Here is a 19,898-nt window from a genome sequence, read left to right as displayed (position 1 = left end):
CGACTCCGACTCCGACTCCGACTCCTGAAGCTACTCCCGAGGCTCCTCCCGCTCCGAAGACCGCTGTCCCCGTCCCAGCGCCAGTGGAGACGCGGGCGCCCGATCCGGCCCCGAACCAGTTCCACGAGTGGCAGCCCATCCAGCAGGTCGGGCCGTCGATCCTGCCTCCCGGGGCCCCGCTGCCGGAACCGATCTTCGAGGAGATGCCTCCCATGGCCGAGGTCGCGCCCGTGGAGGAGGCGCCTGCCGAAGCCGCTCCGGTGGCCAAGCCGACGGTACCGGCCGAACCCGCACCAACAGCGACGTCGTCCGCGTCCGCCTCTGCGCCCGCGAGCGCGGAACCGATCGCGATCGAGCGGGCCGACTCCCCTCGGGGGTTCGAGGTTCCGCTGCTGGCGGGTCTGTCCGTCGTGATCCTCGGCTGCATCGCCGGGCTGGTGAAGATCTTCGGCTTCCCCCGGCGCCACGCAGCCTAGCGTCATAGGCACTTCGCCAGGGCGCAGGGTGCCGTGCACGAATCCCCCCGGCCGTCCCAGCGCACCCTGGACGGTCGCCGGTGTGGGGTCCTTACAGAACCACCCTCGTTCTTCGGGACGTCGACCACGGCATCTCCTTGCACTCACCGGGAGTCCGCTCCTGACTCATGGAGGGCTGCAGTCTGCTGATCTGCCTGCCTGAGGGGATGTCCCACCCGGACAGGGCGGCAACCGGCACGGTCATGCGTCCTGAGATGCTGCGTCCTTGGGCCTCAGGTCTGGTGTCCGTTGCGGACCCGCATCCTACTGCTTGAGGCAACCACCACCCCATCAGGAACTTCCGTCGATACCAGTAGATGCCGAGGCAGTCTCCCCGCTGCACATCGTAGGGGGATGCGCAGCGCAGCGGATTCGGCACTCGCATGGTCGCAACTACTCCTCGCGTGGTCGAGGCACAAAAAAACCCCCGGCGAACCGGGGGTTTTTCCTGTGCGCGGAGGGGGACTTGAACCCCCACCCTCAATAAGAGGACTAGCACCTCAAGCTAGCGCGTCTGCCATTCCGCCACCCGCGCGGGTGGTATTTCGCGGTCGAAACCGGCGAAAGCAACGAGTAAGACATTACCACGGGTACGCCGGTGTTGTTGCATCGGCGGCTGTGGCGCGGCGGCGGAAGCCGGCGATCGTGCCCTGATACATCGACGACATCCGGCCCACCGCGCCGCAGCGCGTCGACGAAGCGTTCGCGTGGGATCGCCGCCTACGCCTGCGGTGCCTGGGACCAACGCGTACCCATAAGTCATCCGTCAGGAGCATGGACAACGTTATGGATCTGAGTATCTTCGGTGCCATGAGCACCCCCATCCAGGTCCGCGGTCTCGTGAAACGTTTCGGTCGCGCGCTCGCTCTCGACAGCCTCGATCTCGAGGTCGCACCGGGAAAGGTGCACGGTTTCCTCGGCCCGAACGGTGCCGGGAAGTCGACGACCATCCGCATCCTCCTGGGGCTCGCGCGGGCGTCCGCCGGTGAGGTGACCGTGTTCGGCCGGGACCCGTGGAAGGAGGCATCCGCTCTGCATCGACGGATCGCGTACGTGCCGGGCGATGTCAGCATCTGGCCGAATCTCTCGGGCGGCGAGGCGGTCGACCTGCTGGGCCGGCTCCGCGGGAGCCCGGACGATAAGGCCGGTTATCGGGGACGCCGCGACCGTCTGGTCGAGGCGTTCCAGTTCGACCCGCGCAAGAAGGGCCGCGCGTACTCGAAGGGCAACCGGCAGAAGGTCGCGCTCATCGCAGCATTCGCGACGCCCGCCGACCTGTACATCATGGACGAACCGACGAGCGGCCTCGACCCGCTGATGGAGGTCGTCTTCAATCGGGAGGTGGCCCGCGTCGCCGCCGAGGGCGCAACGGTCCTGCTGTCGAGTCACATCCTCTCGGAGGTCGAGGAGCTCTGCGATCGGGTCAGCATCATCCGCGCCGGCCGGACCGTCGAATCCGGCACGCTCGCCGAGCTCCGCCACCTCACACGCACCCAGATCACCTTCTCTGCCGAGGGACAAGCGGATATGGCGGGCGACGCGCTGAAGGGCGCCGCCGCACCCGGCTCGTTGAAGGGCATCCCCGACGTGCACGACGTCATCGTGGACCACGGCAGACTGACCTTCACGATCGACAGCGACCGGGTGGCCGCCGTGCTTCCCGAACTCGCCCGCCGGAACGTGCAGGGACTCACCGTGGCGCCGCCGTCGCTCGAGGAGCTGTTCCTGCGTCACTACGGCGACGAGATAGTCCCCGGTAGGACATCCGAGCGGGCCGTCGCCGCCGGGCAGGTCTGATGTCCGCCCTGGGCTTGCTGCTCGGTCTGCGCCTGCGCCGCGACCGGGTGCAGCTCGCGCTGTGGATCATCGGTACTGCCGCGCTCGCGCTGTTCGCGACCGTCTCGCTCGCCGACACGTTCGGGAGCGCCGACGAACGCCGTACCCTGTTGGCGCTTGCCATTGCGACACCGGCTGTCCTCGTGTTCCGTGGCACGCCGAACGGGGCCGGACTCGACGAGGTGACGTTCTTCGCGATCTTCGCGTTCCTGGCACTGCTCGCCGGGCTGATGAGTACCTTCCTCGCGGTCCGGCACACCCGTGGCGATGAGGAGCAGGGGCGCGCGGAGATGGTCTCCGCGACATCGGCCGGGCGGATGACGCCGGTGCTCGCCACACTGGTGCATGGGATCGGGGCGAATGCCGTCCTCGGCGCCGCGGTGGCCGTGGCCTTCGTCGCGGGCGGCCTCGACGCGACCGGTTCAGGAGTCGCGGGTGCGGCGGTCGCGGCATGCGGGGTCGCGTTCCTCGCCTTCGGGCTCTTCGCCGCCCAGGTTCTGCGCACCTCACGCGGCGCGAACGGTCTCTCCGTCGCCTTCGTGGTGGGCGCGTACGTCCTGCGCGGCCTCGGCGACGCCGCCGGTACCGCATCCCCGGACCTGCTGTCCGTCACGCCCGCCTGGCCGAGCCGGCTGTCGCCGATCGGCTGGGCGCAGCGCACCGGGGCCTGGAACCAGAACGACCTCATGCCGCTCCTGCTCGATCTCGTGTTCGCTGCAGTGCTCGTCGCCGTCGTCCTCGCGCTGCAGTCGGTCCGGGACACCGGCGCGAGCCTTCTCGCTCCGCGTGCCGGCCGGGCGACGGCGCCTGCGGCACTCTCGGGGTCCTTCGGACTCGCCTGGCGACTCACGCGCGCAGGCGTACTCGCCTGGGCCGTCGGCGCGTTCGTCGCCGGCGTGCTCGCGACGACGCTGACCACCCTCGTCGGCCGGATCGGTGAACAGGCACCGGAGGTCGCGGCGACACTCGGACGCCTCTCCCAGGCCGGATCCACACTGGAGCAGGCGCTCGTGGCGACGATCTTCTCGCTTGTCGGCATGCTCGCCGCTGCCTGCGCCATCCAGGTGATGATCAGGGCGCGTCAGGAGGAGACGAGCGGCACCGCCGAACTACTCCTCGGGTCGAGTCCGGTCGGGCGGTTGCGCTGGGCGGCGACGTACGTCGGCGCAGGCGCTCTCGGCATCGCCATCGTGCTGCTGGCGGCATTCCTCGGCGCAGTGCTCGGAGCGGCGGGTGGCGGCGAGACGTCCGCCGCGATCGGCGACGCTGCCCAGGCCGCCGTCGGGCAGGTGCCGGTAGCGCTCGTGTTCCTCGGCGTCGCGCTCGTCGTCTTCGTCCTCCTGCCCGCGCTGACGGTCCCCCTCACCTGGTCGCTGCTCGGCCTCGCGACGATCCTCGGCATCTTCGGAGGACTCATCGGGCTCCCGGAGTGGATCGTCGACCTGTCTCCGTTCGCCAACTCCCCGGTGCCCGCCGGGGACAGCGTCGACTGGACCGGCGGCGTCTGGATGCTCGTGATCGCTGCCGCGGCGATCACGGGTGGAACAGTGATCGCGGGCCGCCGTGAACTGCGGACGGGAGGCTGAGTCCTGCGGAGGCCGGGCGAAGGGCAGTCGCGCAGAGGGCGGTCGGGCAGTCGGACGCCGTACCCGTCGCCGCAGACTCCCCCCGCTAGCGGCCTCCGCTGAACGGGGGTTCGTCCCCCCGCTGACGCCGTCGACGACAGCGGGGAACCGCGGACTCCAGCCGAGTTCGCGTCGGGCGCGGGCGTTCGCCACCCGCATGGAGATCCCGGAGAAGAGCGACGTCCCGTACGGGGCGGCGGCGGCGAGGACCCACGCGGGGACGGTCAGCGGGCGCGGGAGACCGCGGGCATCGGCCATGGCGTCCGCATACTCCCTGAAGGTCGCCGGGGTGTCATCCACCACGTTGTACACGCGCCCCGGGCTGCCCTGCCCGAGTGCGGCAACCGTGGCGGCCGCGGCGTCGTCGTGATGTACGAAGGGGATCTCGCCCCCGTGCCGCACGACCGGAAGGGCCCGCCTGCGCAGCATCGCTGCGATCGTCTCCGCGTCGGCGCCGTACAGCAGGCCGTACCGCAGGACGACGCCCTCGATGCCGGCAGCGGTCAGGGTCTGCCGTTCCGCGGACACCATCGCCTCGAGGTGCTCGTCGAAGGCGTTGCCGGCGGGGACGCCGAACGGGGATTCCTCCGTGAGGGGCTCGCTGCCGTGGTCGCGATATCCGTACCCGAACACGATCGACTGCGTGAGGAACCTGCGGGCACCCGTCTCGTGGGCGGCTTCGAGGAGATGGGTGGTGCCGAGATCGCGCAACCGGTTCGTCGCCCGCATGTCGCGATGCCTCAGCGGGGCCTTGCTCAGCGATGTCAGCTCGTGGATGACGGCGTCGAACCGGCGCCCGCGCACCGCCCTCAGGAACGTGTCGCGTGCCAGCACGTCGAGGATCAGTGCGGAACCGCCGGCCGCCTCGATGCGTCCGGCACCGGCGCTCGATCGGCTCGTCCCGCACACGTCATGGCCTGCCGCGAGAAGCCGTCGGAGCAGGGGGATGCCGAGGGCGCCGGAGGCCCCCGCAAGAAGCACACGCATTGTCCGCACCCTTCCTCCTGGACATCTGCAGGGTATGGCGCGGACGACGTCCCGTCTAGGGTGAACCCCGGCCGCTCGACCTCGGGCGAGCAGCGTTCCCGCCGCGAGGACCGGCGTATGCACGGGCGCCACCCCGAGGCCAGGACTCCCGTCACCGCCGGGCGTGCGTATGCTGGCCTGGAGAGCGACCCGCACCACGGGTCATGCCGCGAGTGGCCCGAACGCATGGAATGGATGGCGTGGACGAGACGACCCCCGACCAGGACCAGTACGCCCTGACGTTCGATGCCATGCAGCGCGCCAACATCTCGACCGGCGAGCTCTGGCTCCACTACTTCAGCATGGGCGGTGGCATCGACGAGTACGAGGTCAACGCCTACCTGCACGGGCTGATCGACCTGCCCGACCACGAGCGGGACTGCATCGCGCAGGCCGTCAACGAACTGTTCGACGACCTGTGCCGGCAGCAGGGCGCTCCCTACAGCTCCGGCCGCACACGGCGCTGCGGCTGATCCCTGACGCCCGTTCAGCCCAGAGCGGGCCCGGCGATGAGCGCCAGCGGTCCGACGGACACGGCGAGCGCGGTCCCGATGACCAGCGCGAAGGACGCGAGCCACACCGGTGACGGGACGCGCGTGGCACCCTGCAGCAGGAAGGCGTCCGAGGAGGCGAGGTCCCGCTGCCGTACGTGGACGCGCACCACCTTGACCCAGTCCCGGCACGACCCCACCAGCAGGGCGATACCGAGGACCAGGCAGACATAGCCGGCCGGCGCCCCTCCCCCGAACCACACAAGCGCCAGCGACGCGGCGGCGCTGCTGCCCAGGATGAGGACTCCCTGCCCGTTACGGATGAGGACGAGCGCGGCCACGAGGACCAGCGCACCCACGGAGAGCGCTGCGGCGGCCCAGCCGTGGGCGGCACTCCAGACGAGGACCGCACCCACGACGGCGGGCACCGGATACCCCCAGAAGGTCGTGAAGGCTGCGCGCCAGCCGCGGCGCCCCCTGCTCGTGGTGGTCCCGGAATGGTCGAGGCGCAGCGTGATCCCGGTGACGCGCTGCAGTGTCAGCAGCGCGGCCACCGCATGACCGAGCTCGTGCACGACGGTGACGAAGAGGCCGAAGAACCGCCACGAGCGACGCGGCACCGACAGGACGACGGCCACCACCACGATCGCGGTGAGACCGGCGACGCCGATCTCCGGCGGGAGCGCGCGGGCGAACCCGCCGGTGATCCGTTCCCAGAGCAGGGCCGGGTCGAAGGGTGTCACGCTCAGGAGCTGCCGCCCGCAACGGGACCGCCCGAGGCCGCGAGGCGGGCGGCGATCGCCTCGACCGCCACCGCGACCTCGGAGAAGGAGGTCGACAGCGGCGAGAGGCCCAGCCGGATCCCGCCCGGGTTGCGGTAGTCGGGGATGACACCTTCCTGCCACAGCTCGGGCACCATGCCGGCGAAGGCGGGGTGGTCGATGGTGATGTGGCTCCCCCGCTCGGACGCCGTGCGCGGCGAGGCGAGCACGACGCCGAACGGGGCCAGCATTTCGTCCACCGCGTCCACCGCGAAGGCGGTCAGGAGTTCGGACTTGCGCCGGACCGCCGGCATGCCGACGTCCCCGATGAGATCCAGCATCTCGCGCATGGCCAGCATGCCGATGATGGGTGGGGTGCCGGAGACGAGCCGCCGGATCCCCTCCGCCGGCTGGTAGGCGGCACCCATGGTGAAGGGGTCGGCGCTGCCCAGCCAGCCGAGGATCGGCTGGTCCAAGGTGGGCAGGTGGCGTTCGGCCACGTAGGCCCAGGCCGGAGCGCCGGGGCCGCCGTTGAGGTACTTGTAGCTGCAGCCCGCCGCGTAGTCGACGTCCCAGGCGTCAAGCTCCGCGGGCACGGACCCCACGGAGTGGCTGAGGTCCCACAGCACCAGGGCTCCCGCGTCGTGGGCGATCGCCGTGATGGCGGGGACGTCGGCGATGTACCCGGAACGGTAGGCCACGTGGCTGAGCAGGACCAACGCGGTCCGCGGTCCGACGGCGGCGGCGACGTCCGCGGGGGTGGCTCCGCCGTCGTACGCCACGTCGATCCAGCGCAGCGTGAGTCCGCGCTCGCGGGCGATGCCCTCGACGATGAAGCGGTCCGTGGGGAAGTTGTCGCGGTCGACGACGATCTCGGAGCGGTCCGGGCGTGCGGCGACCGCGGCGCGGGCGAGCTTGTAGAGCAGGACGCTCGTGGAGTCGGCGACCACGCACTGCCCGGGCGCCGCGCCGAGCGTCACGCGGCCCAGCTGGTCGCCGATGCGCTGGGGCAGCTCGAGCCAGCGCTCGTCCCAGCCCCGGATCAGGCGCCCGCCCCACTGGGTCTCCACGAACGAGCCCAGGCTGTCGAGCGTGGTGGCCAGCGGACGGCCGAGGGAGTTGCCGTCGAGGTAGGACCGCACGGCGCCGTCGTCGGAGCCGAGGAAGAGCTTGCGGTGGTGGGCGAGCGGGTCGGCGGTGTCGAGGTCCGCCGCGCGGAGGGCGAGGGTGGGGCCGGTCATGGCCCCAGTCTAGGTGGACCCGCCCGGGCGGTCAGGGTCACGGCGGCGCGGGTGGCCGCAGACGGCGGAAGGACGGCCCCGTTGGGGGGACCGTCCTCCCACCGATCGATCAGTGCGCGTGCCCGCGGGCTACCGGGAGGCCGCGGTGGAGTACGCCGACTGGATGGAGCGGCCGAAGTACGGCCCGTACATCACGTTCGCCTGCGTGTTGTACCCGAAGCTGTTGACCGAGTTCTGCGTGCCGGACGCGCCGGACCCGACGAACCAGGGGCCGCCCGACGAGCCGCCGGTCATGTCGCACGGGATGCCCTGCGACTGCGTGCCGCCGATCCGGTCCGCGGAGGCCGTCCCGTAGCAGCTGTAGAGACGCTCGCCGGTGAACGGCGCCGCCGCGGGGTAGCCGTAGGCGGTGTACGTGAGGTTGCGCGCCATGTTGAAGCCGATGCTGGACGCGCCGACGGTCGCCGCGAGGGTCCTGCCGTTGAGGGTGTTCACGACGGCGAATGCGCCGTCGTAGCTGATGTCGCCGCGCGAGACCCACTCGCTGGCCGCGTGGAGCGAGCGGGCCGTCCACTTGCCGTAGGGCGCCGCGCCGTTGCTGTACGCGGGGACGAAGACGAAATTGGTGGCCCAGCCCGTGGCGAGGTCGTGCGTGCAGTGGCCGGCGGTGGCGACCGTGCTCTGGTTTCCGCTCTGCACCGAGTTGGCGGAGCAGACGTAGTTCTGGCCGCCCTGGGTGAAGAACACCTTGCCGATGCGGGAGACGGGTGACTGCGCGGTGGCGCGCGGCTCGACGACGGGCTCCTTGGGTGCCTTCGTCACCGCCTCCTGGCCCGCTTTCGGCAGGACCGACCGGCCCTCGGCGGCCCAGCCTGAGTTGATGGTGTTCGCAGGCTTCGCGTTCTTCATGCGGTCGGCGGTCCAGTAGGCGTCGAGCGCCGCCTGGCTCTGGTCCTGTTGGTGGGACTGCGTGCCGGCGACGACGGCGTCGACGGGCGGTACTGCCGGTGCTGCCTGGGCGGGACCTGCTGTCATCAGCGCTGATGCCATCAGGGCCGACGCAGCGATCATGCCGGCTTTGAGACCTCGAGAGTTCACGTGACTCCTCTTTCCATACAGTGGGGCAGCCTGCGGGGGCTGCTTCCTGGAGTGTGCCCCGCGCCCTGAGGCCCTGCCAGTGCGAACGGCTGTTTCGGAGGAAGTGCCCCCGAAATTCATGCGGGCTCTGGACAGGGCCGCGGCGGCATGGAACTATTCGGCGCGCACCCAGCCCGTGAAGTGCGGCCGCCGGCGCTCGGCCGACCAGCCCATCACCTCGACGAGCCCGCCGCCGACGCCGGCCCCGCGGTCCTGCTGCTCACGCGTGAAGGAGGTCGCCACGGTCCCGGGGAGCAGGACCGGCGTGGTGAAGTCGATCCGCCAGTCCAGCGCCCCGGACGGCGCCGGTACGGCCTCGTCCACCATGCGGGCGGCGAGGTACATGCCGTGGGCGATGGCCCGCCTCATGCCCAGCGCCCTGGCGGACGTCGCGCTCAGGTGGATGGGATTCCAGTCCCCGGACACCGCGGCGTACTGCCGGCCCGTCCCGGCGTCGAGCCGCCAGAGACCCGTCGGCACGGGCGCCGCGAACGGCGGGCGATCCTCGTCGCCCCGGGGCTCCGCGGTCCCGCCGTCGAACCGCACGCCGCGGGCGAGGTAGACCGAGCGGCCGGTCCAGACACGCTCGCCGTCCACGCTCGTCTCCACGACGACGTCCACCTGCGTGCCGGCCGGGTGGGGACGCAGGTCCTCCGCCCGGGCCATGACGTCGAGGTGCTCGAACGCCCCGACCTGCCGGTCCTGGTGCACCTCGTTGCTGAGGTGGACCATGCCCAGCAGGGGCAGCGGGAAGTCCGCCCGCGCGAGGACGCTCATGGCCACGGGGAAGGCGAGGGTGTGGAGGTACGCCGACGGCAGGCGGTCCCGCACCGTGGAACCGATCAGGTGCTGGAACCGCGTCAGGGCGCCGAGGTCCACGGCGACGCCGTCGGCGCGGTGCCGCACGGCCGGCAGGACGGTGGGCAGGGCCTCCCTCCGGATCCTGCGCCACACGGTGAGCGCCAGCGCCTGACGGTAGAGCTGCGGCAGGTTCGGCACACCGTCGAGGGGAACGTCCTCCGTCAGCGCCCCGCTCACGCGCCCACCAGGTTCTGCCCGCACACCCGGACCACCTGCCCGTTGATGCCCGCTGCCGCGTCGGAGGCCAGGAAGGCGATGGTCTCGGCGACGTCGACGGGGAGCCCGCCTTGCTGCAGGCTGCTCAGGCGCCGCGCCACCTGACGGGTGAGCGGTGGGATCTTCGCCGTCATCTCCGTCTCGATGAAGCCCGGCGCCACGGCGTTGATGGTGCGTCCGGCGCCGTCGAAGGCCACGGCCTGTGCGCGGACCATGCCCATCACCCCTGCCTTGGAGGCGGCGTAGTTGCTCTGCCCGCGGTTGCCCGCGATGCCGCTCGTCGAGGCGAGGCTGATGATCCGCCCCGTGTCCGAGAACACGGGCGAGGCGAGGAGCTGCTCGTTCATCGCCAACTGGGATGCGATGTTCACGGCGATGACCGAGTCCCAGCGGGATGCATCCATGTTGGCTAGCAGCTTGTCCCTCGTGATGCCCGCGTTGTGCACCACGATGTCCAGCGTCCCGAAGCGCCGGCCCACGTGGTCGAGGATGCGTGCTGCTGCATCGGGGGCGGTGATGTCCACCTGCAGGGCAGTGCCGCCCACGCCGTTGGCCACCCTGGCGAGCTGCTCGCCCGCCGCGGGGACGTCGACGGCGACCACGCGGGCGCCGTCGCGGGCGAGGACCTCGGCGATCTTCGCGCCGATGCCGCGCGCGGCGCCGGTCACGACGGCGGTCCTGCCCGCGAGGGGCTGGTCGGGGACGCCCTCCCCCTCCGACATCGAGCGGTTCGCCGCGGCGAGGTCCGCGACCCCCTCGGCGGGAGCGGAGGTCACCTCGATGAACTGGCCGTCCACGTACGCGCTCCGGCCGGACAGGAAGAACCGCAGGGCACCGAGGGCGGTGGAATCGGTCGTCGGGGTGGTGCCGCGCAGCACGATCCCGTTGGCGGTCGCCCCACCGCGCAGCTCGTGCGCCACGGACCGGAGGGCGCCGTCGATCCCCTGGCGGGCCGCGGCCTCCGCCGGATCGGTGGTGTCGGCGGCGGATCGGAGGAACCCGACGACGCGCCCGCCCGGCACGAGCAGCCTCATGGCTTGCCCGAGTTCGAGCATCGGGGCCGCGAGGTCGGCGGGGGTGCCCGCGCGGTCGAGGACGACGACGGCGGCGCTCAGCTTCTCACCGGGCAGCACGTGCCGCCGGACCTCGACGTCCCAGCCCAGCAGGGCATCGGCGAGCGCGTCGGCTCCGGCGCCCGTTCCTGTCACGAGGACGGGTTGCGGGGCGAGGACCTCCCCCGGGGAGTAGCGCCGCAGTACCGAGGGCCGCGGCAGGCCGAGGGCCTTGGCGATCCTGCCGGGCAACGGCGTGTTGACGAAGTCCAGGTAGGCGTCGGCCATCAGTTCCTGCCCTCGAGGATCGCGACGACGCCCTGGCCGCCCGCGGCGCAGACGGAGATGAGCCCGCGGCCGCCCCGCTCGGAGAGCGTCTTGGCGAGGGACGCGACGATGCGCCCGCCGGTCGCGGCGAAGGGGTGCCCGGCCGCGAGGGAGGAGCCGTTGACGTTGAGCTTGGAGCGGTCGATGCTGCCGAGGGCGCCGTCGAGCCCGAGGACGCGCTTGCAGTAGTCGGCGTCCTCCCAGGCCGCGAGCGAGCTGAGGACCGTCCCGGCGAAGGCCTCGTGGATCTCGAAGAAGTCGAAGTCCTCGAAGGTGAGGCCGTTGCGCTCGAGCAGGCGGGGCAGTGCGTGCACCGGGGCCATGAGCAGTCCCTCGTCCCCGTGGACGAAGTCCACGGCCGCCGCCTCGGCGTCGACGACGTTCGCGAGCATGGGCAGGTTGTTGGCCGTCGCGTACTCCTCGCTGCCGAGCAGGACGACGGCCGCGCCGTCGGTGAGCGGGGTCGAGTTGCCCGCCGTCATGGTCGCCGGCGTCCCCAGGGACGTGCCGAAGACGGGCTTGAGGCTCGCCAGCTTCTCGAGCGAGGTGTCCGCGCGGAGGTTGGCGTCCCGGGTCACCCCGCGGTACGGGGTCATGAGGTCGGAGAAGAAGCCGCGGTCGTAGGCGGCCGCGAGGTTCCGGTGGCTGCGGAAGGCGAGCTCGTCCTGCGCCTCGCGGGTGATCTCCCAGGCCGCCGTCGTGAGGGCCTGGTGCTCGCCCATGGACAGGCCCGTGCGGGGCTCGCCCGTGGTGGGGGCGTTGGGTGCGAGGTCCTTCGGGCGGAGCTTGGCGAGGGTGGTGAGCTTCTGCTGCGTCGTCCTGGCGCGCGAGAGGTCGAGCAGCACGCGCCGCAGTCCCTCGCTCACGGCGATGGGGGCGTCGGAGGCGGAGTCGACGCCGCCGGCGATGCCCGACTCGATCTGACCGAGCCTGATCTTGTTGGAGAGCCCCACCACCGTCTCGAGCCCCGTGGCACAGGCCTGCTGCAGGTCGTAGGCGGGGGTCTCGGGCGAGAGTGCGGAGCGGAGCACGGCTTCCCGGGTCAGGTTGAAGTCGCGCGAGTGCTTGAGCACGGCGCCTGCGGCGACCTCGCCGATGCGCTCGCCCTGGAGGCCGAAGCGGGCGACCAGTCCGTCGAGGGCCGCGATGAGCATGTCCTTGTTGGACGAGTAGGCGTACGCCCCTCCCGAGCGGGCGAAGGGGATGCGGTTGCCGCCGATGACGACTGCCGTGCGGGGTGTGGAGGCAGCGTTGCGCGCCCCGTGCTGATCTGCCATGGAGTGCTCCTGGTGCGAGAGGGTGGATTACCGATACCTAGCGTACCTGATACGCTAGGTATCATGAAGCTGCCCACTGCCCTCAAGAGTGCCTCCACGGTGCCCGACGGGCAGACGGTCCCCGACGGACGCTCCAGCCGTTGGGAGAAGCACCGTGCCGAGCGGCGACGGCAGCTCATCAAGACCGCGCGGCGCGCCGTCAGCTCCCTCGGCCCGAAGGCGTCGATGGAGGACATCGCCGCCGCCGCCGACACCTCCAAGTCGGTCTACTACCGCTACTTCGGCGACAAGACCGGCCTGCAGCGGGCCATGGCGGAGGTGGTCATCGGGCAGATGCAGCAGAAGGTGATCGACGCCGCGAAGGCCGCATCCACGCCCCGCGAGGGCCTCCATTCGATGGTGCTCGCCTACCTGCAGATGGCCCAGACCTCGCCCAACGTCTACGCCTTCGTGACGCGGGTGGGGATCGCCGAATCCGCGGCGGCCGACGACGGCGACCAGGACACCCTCGCCCATTTCCTCGCCGCCATCACCGAGATGGTCGCGCGGCCCATGCGCGCCTACCTGCTCTCCCCGGACCGGGCGGCCGGCCCCGACGACGCCGCGCCCCGGTACTGGCCCGCGGCGGCGATCGGCATGGTCCGCGCCGCTGGCGAGCACTGGCTCTGCACGCCTGACGGACCCGACAAACCGAGCGAGGAGCAGATGGCCCGCCACATCACGGACTGGCTCTTCGACGGCATCAGCCGCTACGAGGACCTCGTAGTGCCGGCCGCCCGGCACTCCCCTGCCGCCCCCTCCCGGACCTCCCCCGCAATCCGCCGACCAGCGAAGGACACGCCATGACCGACACCATCTCCAGGCCGCAGCAGATCCCCGCGACGGCCGACATCAGGGACGACGACCAGGCCACCGTCGACGTCGCGGAGCTCGGGGAGCTGCTCCTCGGCCGCTGGGCCCATGTCCGCCGGATCGCCCGGGAACTCGCCGGACGCCCGGAGCTGCACAAGATCGAGGGCCTCACGCACACCGAGCACCGCCTGCGCTGCTTCGACCAGCTCCACTACCTCGTGGGACAGAAGGCCGTCCACCGCGCCTTCCCGAAGGCCTTCGGCGGTGACGGCGACAACGGCGGGAACATCGCCGGGTTCGAGGAGCTCGTGGTCGCCGACCCCTCGCTGCAGATCAAGGCGGGCGTCCAGTGGGGCCTCTTCGGCTCCGCCGTGCTGCACCTCGGCACCGAGCGGCACCATGAGGCGTGGCTGCCGGGCATCATGGACATGGAGATCCCGGGCTGCTTCGCCATGACCGAGACCGGCCACGGCAGCGACGTCGCGAGCATCGCCACCACCGCCACGTTCGACCCTGCCACCGACGAGTTCGTCATCGACACCCCCTTCCGCGCCGCCTGGAAGGACTACATCGGCAACGCGGCTGTGGACGGTCGCGCCGCCGTGGTCTTCGCACAGCTCATCACCAACGGCGTGAACCACGGCGTGCACGGCCTCTACGTGGAGCTGCGCGACGCGGACGGCACCTTCAAGCCCGGCGTGGGCGGCGAGGACGACGGCATCAAGGGCGGCCTCAACGGCATCGACAACGGGCGGCTGCACTTCACCGGCGTCCGGGTCCCGCGGACCAACCTGCTCAACCGCTACGGCGACGTCGCCGAGGACGGCACGTACAGCTCGCCCATCGCCTCGCCGGGGCGCCGCTTCTTCACGATGCTGGGCACCCTCGTGCAGGGCCGGGTCTCGCTCGACGGCGCCGCCGTCGCCGCCAGCAAGCTGGCCCTGACCGCCGCCATCACCTACGCCACGCAGCGCCGCCAGTTCAACGCGTCGTCGAACCTGAAGGAGGAGGTGCTGATGGACTACCAGCGGCACCAGCGCAGGCTCCTGCCCCGCCTCGCCGCGACGTACGCCGCGTCCTTCGCGCACGAGGAACTCCTCGAGAAGTTCGACGGCGTCTTCTCCGGCGAGCACGACACCGACGAGGACCGCCAGGACCTCGAGACCCTCGCCGCAGCCCTGAAGCCGCTCAGCACGTGGCTGGCACTCGACACGCTGCAGGAGTGCCGCGAGGCGACGGGCGGGCAGGGGTTCCTCATCGAGAACCGCTTCGCCTCGCTCCGCGCGGACCTCGACGTGTACGTGACCTTCGAGGGCGACAACACCGTCCTGCTGCAGCTGGTTGCCAAGCGCCTGCTGACCGACTACGCCCGCGAGTTCAAGGGCGTGGACTTCGGGGTGCTCGCCCGGTATGTCGTCACCCAGGCTGCGGGCAGGACCCTGCACCGCTCGGGGCTCCGGCGGGTCGCCCAGACCGTCGCCGACTCCGGCTCGGAGAAGAAGTCCGCGATCGCCCTGCGCGACGAGGACACGCAGCGCGAACTGCTGACGGATCGCGTGCAGGCCCGCGTGGCCGAGCTCGCCGCCGTCCTGCGCGGAGCGAAGGGCATGTCGCAGGAGAAGGCTGCCGCACTGTTCAACGAGCACCAGGACGAGCTCATCGAGGTGGCCCACGCGCACGCCGAACTGCTGCAGTGGGAGGCCTTCACGCGCGGACTGAAGAAGCTCGAGGACCCCGGCACGCGGGAGGTCCTCACGCGACTGCGCGACCTGTTCGGCCTGTGCCTGATCGAGAAGGACCTCGCCTGGTTCCTGATGAACGGCCGGTTGTCCTCGCAGCGCGCCCGGACGCTGGACGGCTACATCAACCGCCTGCTGGTGAAGATCCGCCCGCACGCCCTGGATCTCGTCGAGGCGTTCGGCTACGGCCCGGAGCACCTGCGCTCCGCCGTCGCCGGTGGCGCCGAGCAGGAACGCCAGGAGGAAGCGGCCGAGTACCTGCGCCGCCGCCGCGCCAGCGGTGAGGCCCCGATCGACGAGAAGACGCTCCTGGCCCGCGAGGCCAAGGAGAAGAAGGCCAAGAAGGCCACGAAGACCGCGAAGGTACGCGCGCCGCGCTGACCGAAGGGTCGGGTGGAGGAGCCGGGATCGGCAGCCCGGCTCCGTCGGGTCGCTCCCGGCACGAGGAAGGCCCGGGACATCACGTCCCGGGCCTTCCTCGTGCCGTGGGCTTTCCTGCCCCGGCTAGACGGCCGAGTCAGAGGACGCTGCGGTACACCCCGAGCGTCGTCTCCGCGATGGAGTCCCAGCCGAAGTGCTGCTCCGCCCGCTGCCGCCCGGCCTCGCCCATGGCGCTGGCCCGGGCCGGATCGGCGACGAGGGCGTTCAGGGCCGCCGCGAAGTCGGTCACGAACCTCTCGGGATCGAGCGGGGTGCCCGTGCCGTCCTGCACCTGCTCCAGGGGCACGAGGGTGCCGGTCACTCCGTCGTCGATGACCTCGGGGATCCCGCCGGTCGCGGAGGCGACGACGGCGGCACCGCAGGCCATCGCCTCGAGGTTCACGATGCCCAGGGGTTCGTAGATGGACGGGCAGGCGAAGACCGTGGCGTGGCTGAGGATCTGGATGACCTCGCGCCGCGGCAGCATCTGCTCGATGAGGACCACGGAGCCCCGCCGCTCCCGCAGGTCCGAGATGAGCACCTCGCTCTCGGCGGCCAGCTCGGGGGTGTCCGCGGCGCCCAGGCAGAGGACCAGTTGGACGTCGGCGGGCAGGTGCGCGGCCGCCCGCAGGAGGTAGGGCACACCCTTCTGCCGGGTGTTGCGCCCCACGAAGACCACGCTGGGCCGGTCGGGGTCGATGCCGTGGGCGCGCAGGGCGTCGTCGTCCTCGTCGCGCGCCCACAGGGAGACGTCGATGCCGTTGTGGACCACGTGTACCTTGCCGGGGTCGACGTCGGGGTAGCTGCGCAGGATGTCCGCCCGCATGCCGGCGGAGACGGCGATCACGGCGGCCGCCGCCTCGTAGGAGGTCTTCTCCACCCAGGACGAGAGCGCGTAGCCTCCGCCGAGCTGCTCGGCCTTCCAGGGGCGCAGCGGCTCGAGGCTGTGGGCGCTGAGCACATGCGGGATGCCGTGCAGGAGCGAGGCCAGGTGGCCCGCCATGTTGGCGTACCAGGTATGCGAGTGCACCAGGTCCGCGCCCGCCACCCCGCCGAGGATCTGCAGGTCTGTGCCCAGGGTCTGCACGGCCGCGTTGGCGCCCGTCAGGCCTTCCGGGACTCCGTAGGAGAGCACCGTGGCGCCGTGGTAGTCCTCCGGGCGGGGCGCGCCGAACGCGTGGACCCGCAGGTCCACCTGCGGCGCGAGGACCCGGCTCAGCTCGGCGACGTGCACCCCCGCTCCACCGTAGATCTCGGGCGGGAACTCCTTGGTCACAATGTCTATTCGCACCACCCCAACGTAGTGCAGTGCGTCGGAGTCCTCTAGTGTGAGGAGACCGGAAGGCTTCCGGAGGCATGGACCGGCCCCTGGCCGGCCGCCGCCCGGGCACGCAGAACACTCGAGGAAGAGCGGGGGGTCAGAAGTGGCACCGAAGAAAGTACTAGCCGTCGTGTTGGCGGGCGGGGAGGGCAAGCGGCTGATGCCGCTGACCGCGGACAGGGCCAAGCCGGCCGTGCCGTTCGCGGGGAGTTACCGGCTCATCGACTTCGCGCTGTCGAACCTCGTCAACTCCGGCTACCTGCAGATCGTGGTGCTGACCCAGTACAAGTCCCACAGCCTCGACCGGCACATCTCCGAGACGTGGAGGATGTCCACGCAGCTGCAGAACTACATCGCCTCCGTGCCGGCGCAGCAGCGCCGGGGCAAGAGCTGGTTCCTCGGCAGCGCGAATGCGATCTACCAGTCGCTGAATCTGATCCACGACGCCCAGCCGGACATCGTCGTCGTGATCGGCGCGGACCACGTGTACCGCATGGACTTCGAGCAGATGGTGGACGCCCACGTGAAGAGCGGCGCGTCCGTCAGCGTCGCCGCCGTGCGCCAGCCCATGAACCTCGTGGACCAGTTCGGCGTGATCGAGACGGCGCAGGACGATCCCGGCCGGATCGCCGCGTTCGTCGAGAAGCCGGCGACGACGCCCGGCCTGCCCGACGACCCCGACAGCTTCCTCGCGTCCATGGGTAACTACGTGTTCACGACGGAGGCCCTCGTGAAGGCCCTCGAGGACGACGCCGCGCGGCTCGACACCAAGCACGACATGGGAGGGGACATCATCCCCTACTTCGTGGAGCGCAACGACGCCGCGGTGTACGACTTCACGACGAACGACATCCCCGGGGCCACCGACCGCGACCGCCAGTACTGGCGTGACGTCGGCACCATGGACTCGTACTACGACGCGAACATGGATCTCATCTCGCCCCTGCCGCTGTTCAACCTCTACAACCTGCAGTGGCCCATCTACACACGGCAGAGCGTCTCACCACCGGCGAAGTTCGTCCGTAGCTCCTCGGGGCGGTCGGGCGAGGCCCACGACTCGATCGTGTCCGCGGGCGTCGTGGTCTCCGGCGGCGCTGTCCAGAGTTCCATCCTCGCGACGGACGTGTTCATCGACGAGGCGGCCGAGGTGACCGGCAGCGTCCTCCTGGACAAGGTCACCGTGGGCTCCGGTGCGGTGGTGCGCCGGGCCATCGTCGACAAGAACGTGCGGATCCCGGCAGGTGTGCAGATCGGCGTGGACGCCGAGCTCGACCGCCGGCGCGGCTTTTCGGTGACCGAGTCCGGGTTGACGATCGTGAGCAAGGGCCAACTGGTCACGCCGGCCTGACCGGGGCGATCCCGCTCCATACAAGAGGAAGGCCCGGCGATTCGCCGGGCCTTTCTCATATATGCAGGCAGGGCCCTAGGCGACCCGCGTGATCGCCACCGTCACGTTGAGGGTGGAGCCTCCACCGCCGGACAGGATGCCCTTGAGCGGGGAGACGTCCCGGTAGTCCCGCCCGCGGGCCACGGAGACGTGGAAATCGCTCACCGGTCCGCTGTTGGTCGGATCCCAGCCCCGCCACTCGCCGTCGTACCACTCCACCCAGGCGTGCGACTGGCCTGCGACGGTCTCGCCGATGCCGGCGCTCCGCCTCGGGTGCAGGTATCCGGAGATGTACCGGGCGGGGATGCCGAGGCTCCGCAGGGCTCCGATCGCCACGTGCGCGAGGTCCTGGCAGACGCCCTTCCGTTCCTCCCAGGCGTCCCGCGCATTGGTCTGCACACCGGTGGCCCCCTGCACGTAGTCCATCTGCGTCCGCAGCCAGTCGAAGACGGCGCGAGCGGCCTCGTGGGGGTTGAGGCCCTTCACGGCGTCGGCGACGAGTTCCCGGACCTCCTCCCCGGGCTCGCTGAGGGCGGTCTGGCTCAGCCAGTCCGCGAACCCGTCCGTGAGCGCCGGCGAGGCCAGATCCTGCCAGGACATGATCTCGTCCTCGCCGGGCACGCGCTCGGTCCGGCTCACCTCGACGGTGGAGACGGCCGTCACCTCCAGGTGCTCGTGCGGCACGTGGACGTCGAAGGACGTCACGCGGGTGCCCCAGTAGTCGCGGTAGGTCGCGACGGCCGCGCTCGAGGGGCTGACCTTCAGCGTGGATTCCAGGACCACCTGCTGCGGATCGGTGAGCGGCGTCATCCGGGCCTCGTTGTACGACAGGGAGACGCGCCGGAGGTAGTCGTAGCCGGTGCGGTGCTCGATCAGCAGGCGTGTCATGACATCTCTCCGACCCAGGCCAGCTCGTCGGCCTGGGAGAAGTACGTACGGGAGACCGCGTCCGAGGCACGGGCGCAGGCCTTCTGGATGCGGTCCATGTGCTCGGGCAGTTCGGACATCAGGTCCCGTGTCTGGTGGAACTCGAGGAACGTCCTGGCCTGGCCGACGATCCGGCTCGCGTCGTTGATGAAGCCGACGCGCTGGTAGGCCGGGTTGAGCTGGGTAAGGCACGTCTCGGCGTCGCTGAGAGCATAGACGATCGAACGCGGGAACAGACGGTCCAGCAGCAGGAACTCGGCCGCCTGCTGGTCGCCGAAGGAGGCCCTGCGCGTGCGCAGGAACGACTCGTACGCGCCCGCACACCGCAGCATGTTGACCCAGGAGAGACCCGCGGCGTGCACGTCATGGGTGGAGAGCATCCGGGCCGTCATGTCGGCGCGCTCCAGGCTGCGCCCGAGGACGAGGAACTGCCACGACTCGTCGTGGCTCATGGTGGTGTCCGAGAGCCCGCGCACCATCGCGGTGCGCTCCACCACCCAGTGGCAGAACCGGTACGTCCCGACGACGTCCTTGCGGTGCTGGGTCAGGCCGTACCAGGTGGTGTTCAGGGACTCCCAGACGCTGCTGGAGACCGTCTCGCGGGCGCGTCGGGCGTTCTCGCGCGCCGCACCGAGGGCACCGGCGATCGACGTCGCGCTGGAGCGGTCGTAGGCCAGGGCCTGCAGGAGGTCGGAGAGGTCGCTGTCCTCCTTCTCGGGCCTGCTGCCCATGACGCCGAGCAGCTGCCGGGACGTCTCGCGCTGCTGCGGCAGGGGCATCTGGTTGAGCCGTTCGAGGTGCACGTCGAGGATACGCGCCGTGCCGTCGGCCCGCTCGACGTAGCGGCCGATCCAGAACAGCGATTCAGCGATGCGGCTGAGCATGGG

General features: G+C 70.9%; 17 protein-coding genes, 1 tRNA gene and 1 pseudogene. 8 read left to right on the top strand and 11 right to left on the bottom strand.

Annotated elements, in window-relative coordinates; genetic code table 11:
- Nucleotides 1–83 precede the first annotated feature (83 nt).
- On the top strand, nucleotides 84–476 hold the full coding sequence (locus ACX80N_RS05170; protein WP_459338564.1) for a hypothetical protein: 393 nt from the start codon (nucleotides 84–86) through the stop codon (nucleotides 474–476).
- A gap of 490 nt (nucleotides 477–966) precedes the next feature.
- Here the strand turns inward: ACX80N_RS05170 and ACX80N_RS05165 are convergent.
- Nucleotides 967–1,050, bottom strand: a tRNA-Leu gene (locus ACX80N_RS05165).
- Between the two features lie 275 nt (nucleotides 1,051–1,325).
- Between ACX80N_RS05165 and ACX80N_RS05160 the strand changes: the two genes are divergently transcribed.
- The 3 genes from ACX80N_RS05160 to ACX80N_RS05150 all read left to right on the top strand — a co-directional run bounded on the left by ACX80N_RS05160 (nucleotide 1,326) and on the right by ACX80N_RS05150 (nucleotide 4,346).
- A complete protein-coding gene (locus ACX80N_RS05160; RefSeq protein ID WP_459338751.1) occupies nucleotides 1,326–2,312 on the top strand; it encodes an ABC transporter ATP-binding protein in 987 nt (328 codons plus the stop codon).
- On the top strand, nucleotides 2,312–3,937 hold the full coding sequence (locus tag ACX80N_RS05155) for an ABC transporter permease (RefSeq protein ID WP_459338563.1): 1,626 nt from the start codon (nucleotides 2,312–2,314) through the stop codon (nucleotides 3,935–3,937). Before ACX80N_RS05160 ends, ACX80N_RS05155 begins: the two co-directional genes overlap by 1 nt.
- A 196-nt stretch (nucleotides 3,938–4,133) precedes the next feature.
- The gene (locus ACX80N_RS05150) at nucleotides 4,134–4,346 is read left to right on the top strand and encodes a hypothetical protein (protein ID WP_459338765.1); all 213 of its coding nucleotides are present in this window, start codon (nucleotides 4,134–4,136) and stop codon (nucleotides 4,344–4,346) included.
- On the opposite strand, the pseudogene ACX80N_RS05145 reads toward ACX80N_RS05150, so the two are convergent.
- A pseudogene (locus ACX80N_RS05145) lies at nucleotides 4,337–4,963 on the bottom strand (NAD-dependent epimerase/dehydratase family protein); the annotation flags it as partial. The gene ACX80N_RS05150 and the pseudogene ACX80N_RS05145 sit on opposite strands and share 10 nt — an antisense overlap.
- A 239-nt stretch (nucleotides 4,964–5,202) precedes the next feature.
- Between ACX80N_RS05145 and ACX80N_RS05140 the strand changes: the two are divergent.
- Nucleotides 5,203–5,475 (top strand): hypothetical protein, encoded by a 273-nt coding sequence (locus ACX80N_RS05140; protein ID WP_105030645.1) that lies wholly within the window; start codon nucleotides 5,203–5,205, stop codon nucleotides 5,473–5,475.
- 14 nt (nucleotides 5,476–5,489) lie between these two features.
- On the opposite strand, the gene ACX80N_RS05135 is transcribed toward ACX80N_RS05140, so the two are convergent.
- From ACX80N_RS05135 to ACX80N_RS05110, 6 genes are all read right to left on the bottom strand, one after another.
- Entirely contained in the window at nucleotides 5,490–6,236 is a 747-nt protein-coding gene (locus tag ACX80N_RS05135; RefSeq protein ID WP_240614972.1) for a M50 family metallopeptidase, read from the bottom strand.
- Between the two features lie 2 nt (nucleotides 6,237–6,238).
- Nucleotides 6,239–7,495 (bottom strand): kynureninase, encoded by a 1,257-nt coding sequence (locus ACX80N_RS05130; RefSeq protein WP_459338562.1) that lies wholly within the window; start codon nucleotides 7,493–7,495, stop codon nucleotides 6,239–6,241.
- Nucleotides 7,496–7,624: 129 nt separating this feature from the next.
- Nucleotides 7,625–8,593, bottom strand: a complete 969-nt coding sequence (locus tag ACX80N_RS05125; protein ID WP_459338561.1) for a trypsin-like serine peptidase — start codon at nucleotides 8,591–8,593, stop codon at nucleotides 7,625–7,627.
- A gap of 153 nt (nucleotides 8,594–8,746) precedes the next feature.
- Nucleotides 8,747–9,670: a MaoC family dehydratase gene (locus tag ACX80N_RS05120; RefSeq protein ID WP_459338560.1), complete on the bottom strand. Its 924-nt coding sequence runs from the start codon at nucleotides 9,668–9,670 to the stop codon at nucleotides 8,747–8,749.
- A complete protein-coding gene (locus tag ACX80N_RS05115) occupies nucleotides 9,667–11,049 on the bottom strand; it encodes a 3-oxoacyl-ACP reductase (protein ID WP_459338559.1) in 1,383 nt (460 codons plus the stop codon). The genes ACX80N_RS05120 and ACX80N_RS05115 overlap by 4 nt, the downstream gene beginning before the upstream one ends.
- A complete protein-coding gene (locus ACX80N_RS05110; protein WP_459338558.1) occupies nucleotides 11,049–12,365 on the bottom strand; it encodes an acetyl-CoA C-acetyltransferase in 1,317 nt (438 codons plus the stop codon). The genes ACX80N_RS05115 and ACX80N_RS05110 overlap by 1 nt, the downstream gene beginning before the upstream one ends.
- A gap of 63 nt (nucleotides 12,366–12,428) precedes the next feature.
- On the opposite strand from ACX80N_RS05110, the gene ACX80N_RS05105 reads away from it, so the two are divergent.
- Both ACX80N_RS05105 and ACX80N_RS05100 read left to right on the top strand, forming a co-directional pair.
- Nucleotides 12,429–13,211: a TetR/AcrR family transcriptional regulator gene (locus ACX80N_RS05105; RefSeq protein WP_459338557.1), complete on the top strand. Its 783-nt coding sequence runs from the start codon at nucleotides 12,429–12,431 to the stop codon at nucleotides 13,209–13,211.
- A complete protein-coding gene (locus ACX80N_RS05100; protein WP_459338556.1) occupies nucleotides 13,208–15,337 on the top strand; it encodes an acyl-CoA dehydrogenase family protein in 2,130 nt (709 codons plus the stop codon). The genes ACX80N_RS05105 and ACX80N_RS05100 overlap by 4 nt, the downstream gene beginning before the upstream one ends.
- Nucleotides 15,338–15,473: 136 nt before the next feature.
- Here the strand turns inward: ACX80N_RS05100 and glgA are convergent, their stop codons facing one another.
- The gene (gene glgA, locus ACX80N_RS05095; protein WP_459338555.1) at nucleotides 15,474–16,667 is read right to left on the bottom strand and encodes a glycogen synthase; all 1,194 of its coding nucleotides are present in this window, start codon (nucleotides 16,665–16,667) and stop codon (nucleotides 15,474–15,476) included.
- A 133-nt stretch (nucleotides 16,668–16,800) separates the two neighbouring features.
- Between glgA and glgC the strand changes: the two genes are divergently transcribed.
- Nucleotides 16,801–18,045: a glucose-1-phosphate adenylyltransferase gene (glgC, locus tag ACX80N_RS05090; RefSeq protein WP_105030653.1), complete on the top strand. Its 1,245-nt coding sequence runs from the start codon at nucleotides 16,801–16,803 to the stop codon at nucleotides 18,043–18,045.
- Between the two features lie 75 nt (nucleotides 18,046–18,120).
- Here glgC and ACX80N_RS05085 read toward each other — a convergent pair whose 3' ends face one another.
- Together ACX80N_RS05085 and ACX80N_RS05080 are read right to left on the bottom strand one after the other, a co-directional pair.
- Nucleotides 18,121–18,972: a transglutaminase family protein gene (locus ACX80N_RS05085; protein WP_105030654.1), complete on the bottom strand. Its 852-nt coding sequence runs from the start codon at nucleotides 18,970–18,972 to the stop codon at nucleotides 18,121–18,123.
- Nucleotides 18,969–19,895 carry an alpha-E domain-containing protein gene (locus tag ACX80N_RS05080; RefSeq protein WP_459338554.1) on the bottom strand — a complete coding sequence of 309 codons (927 nt, stop codon included), beginning with the start codon at nucleotides 19,893–19,895 and terminating at the stop codon, nucleotides 18,969–18,971. The genes ACX80N_RS05085 and ACX80N_RS05080 overlap by 4 nt, the downstream gene beginning before the upstream one ends.
- Between the last annotated feature and the right edge of the window lie 3 nt (nucleotides 19,896–19,898).

The sequence above is a fragment of the Arthrobacter sp. MDT2-16 genome, assembly GCF_054510925.1.
Note: the sequence above shows the minus strand (reverse complement) of the source record. Positions and strands in the feature narration are given on the sequence as shown.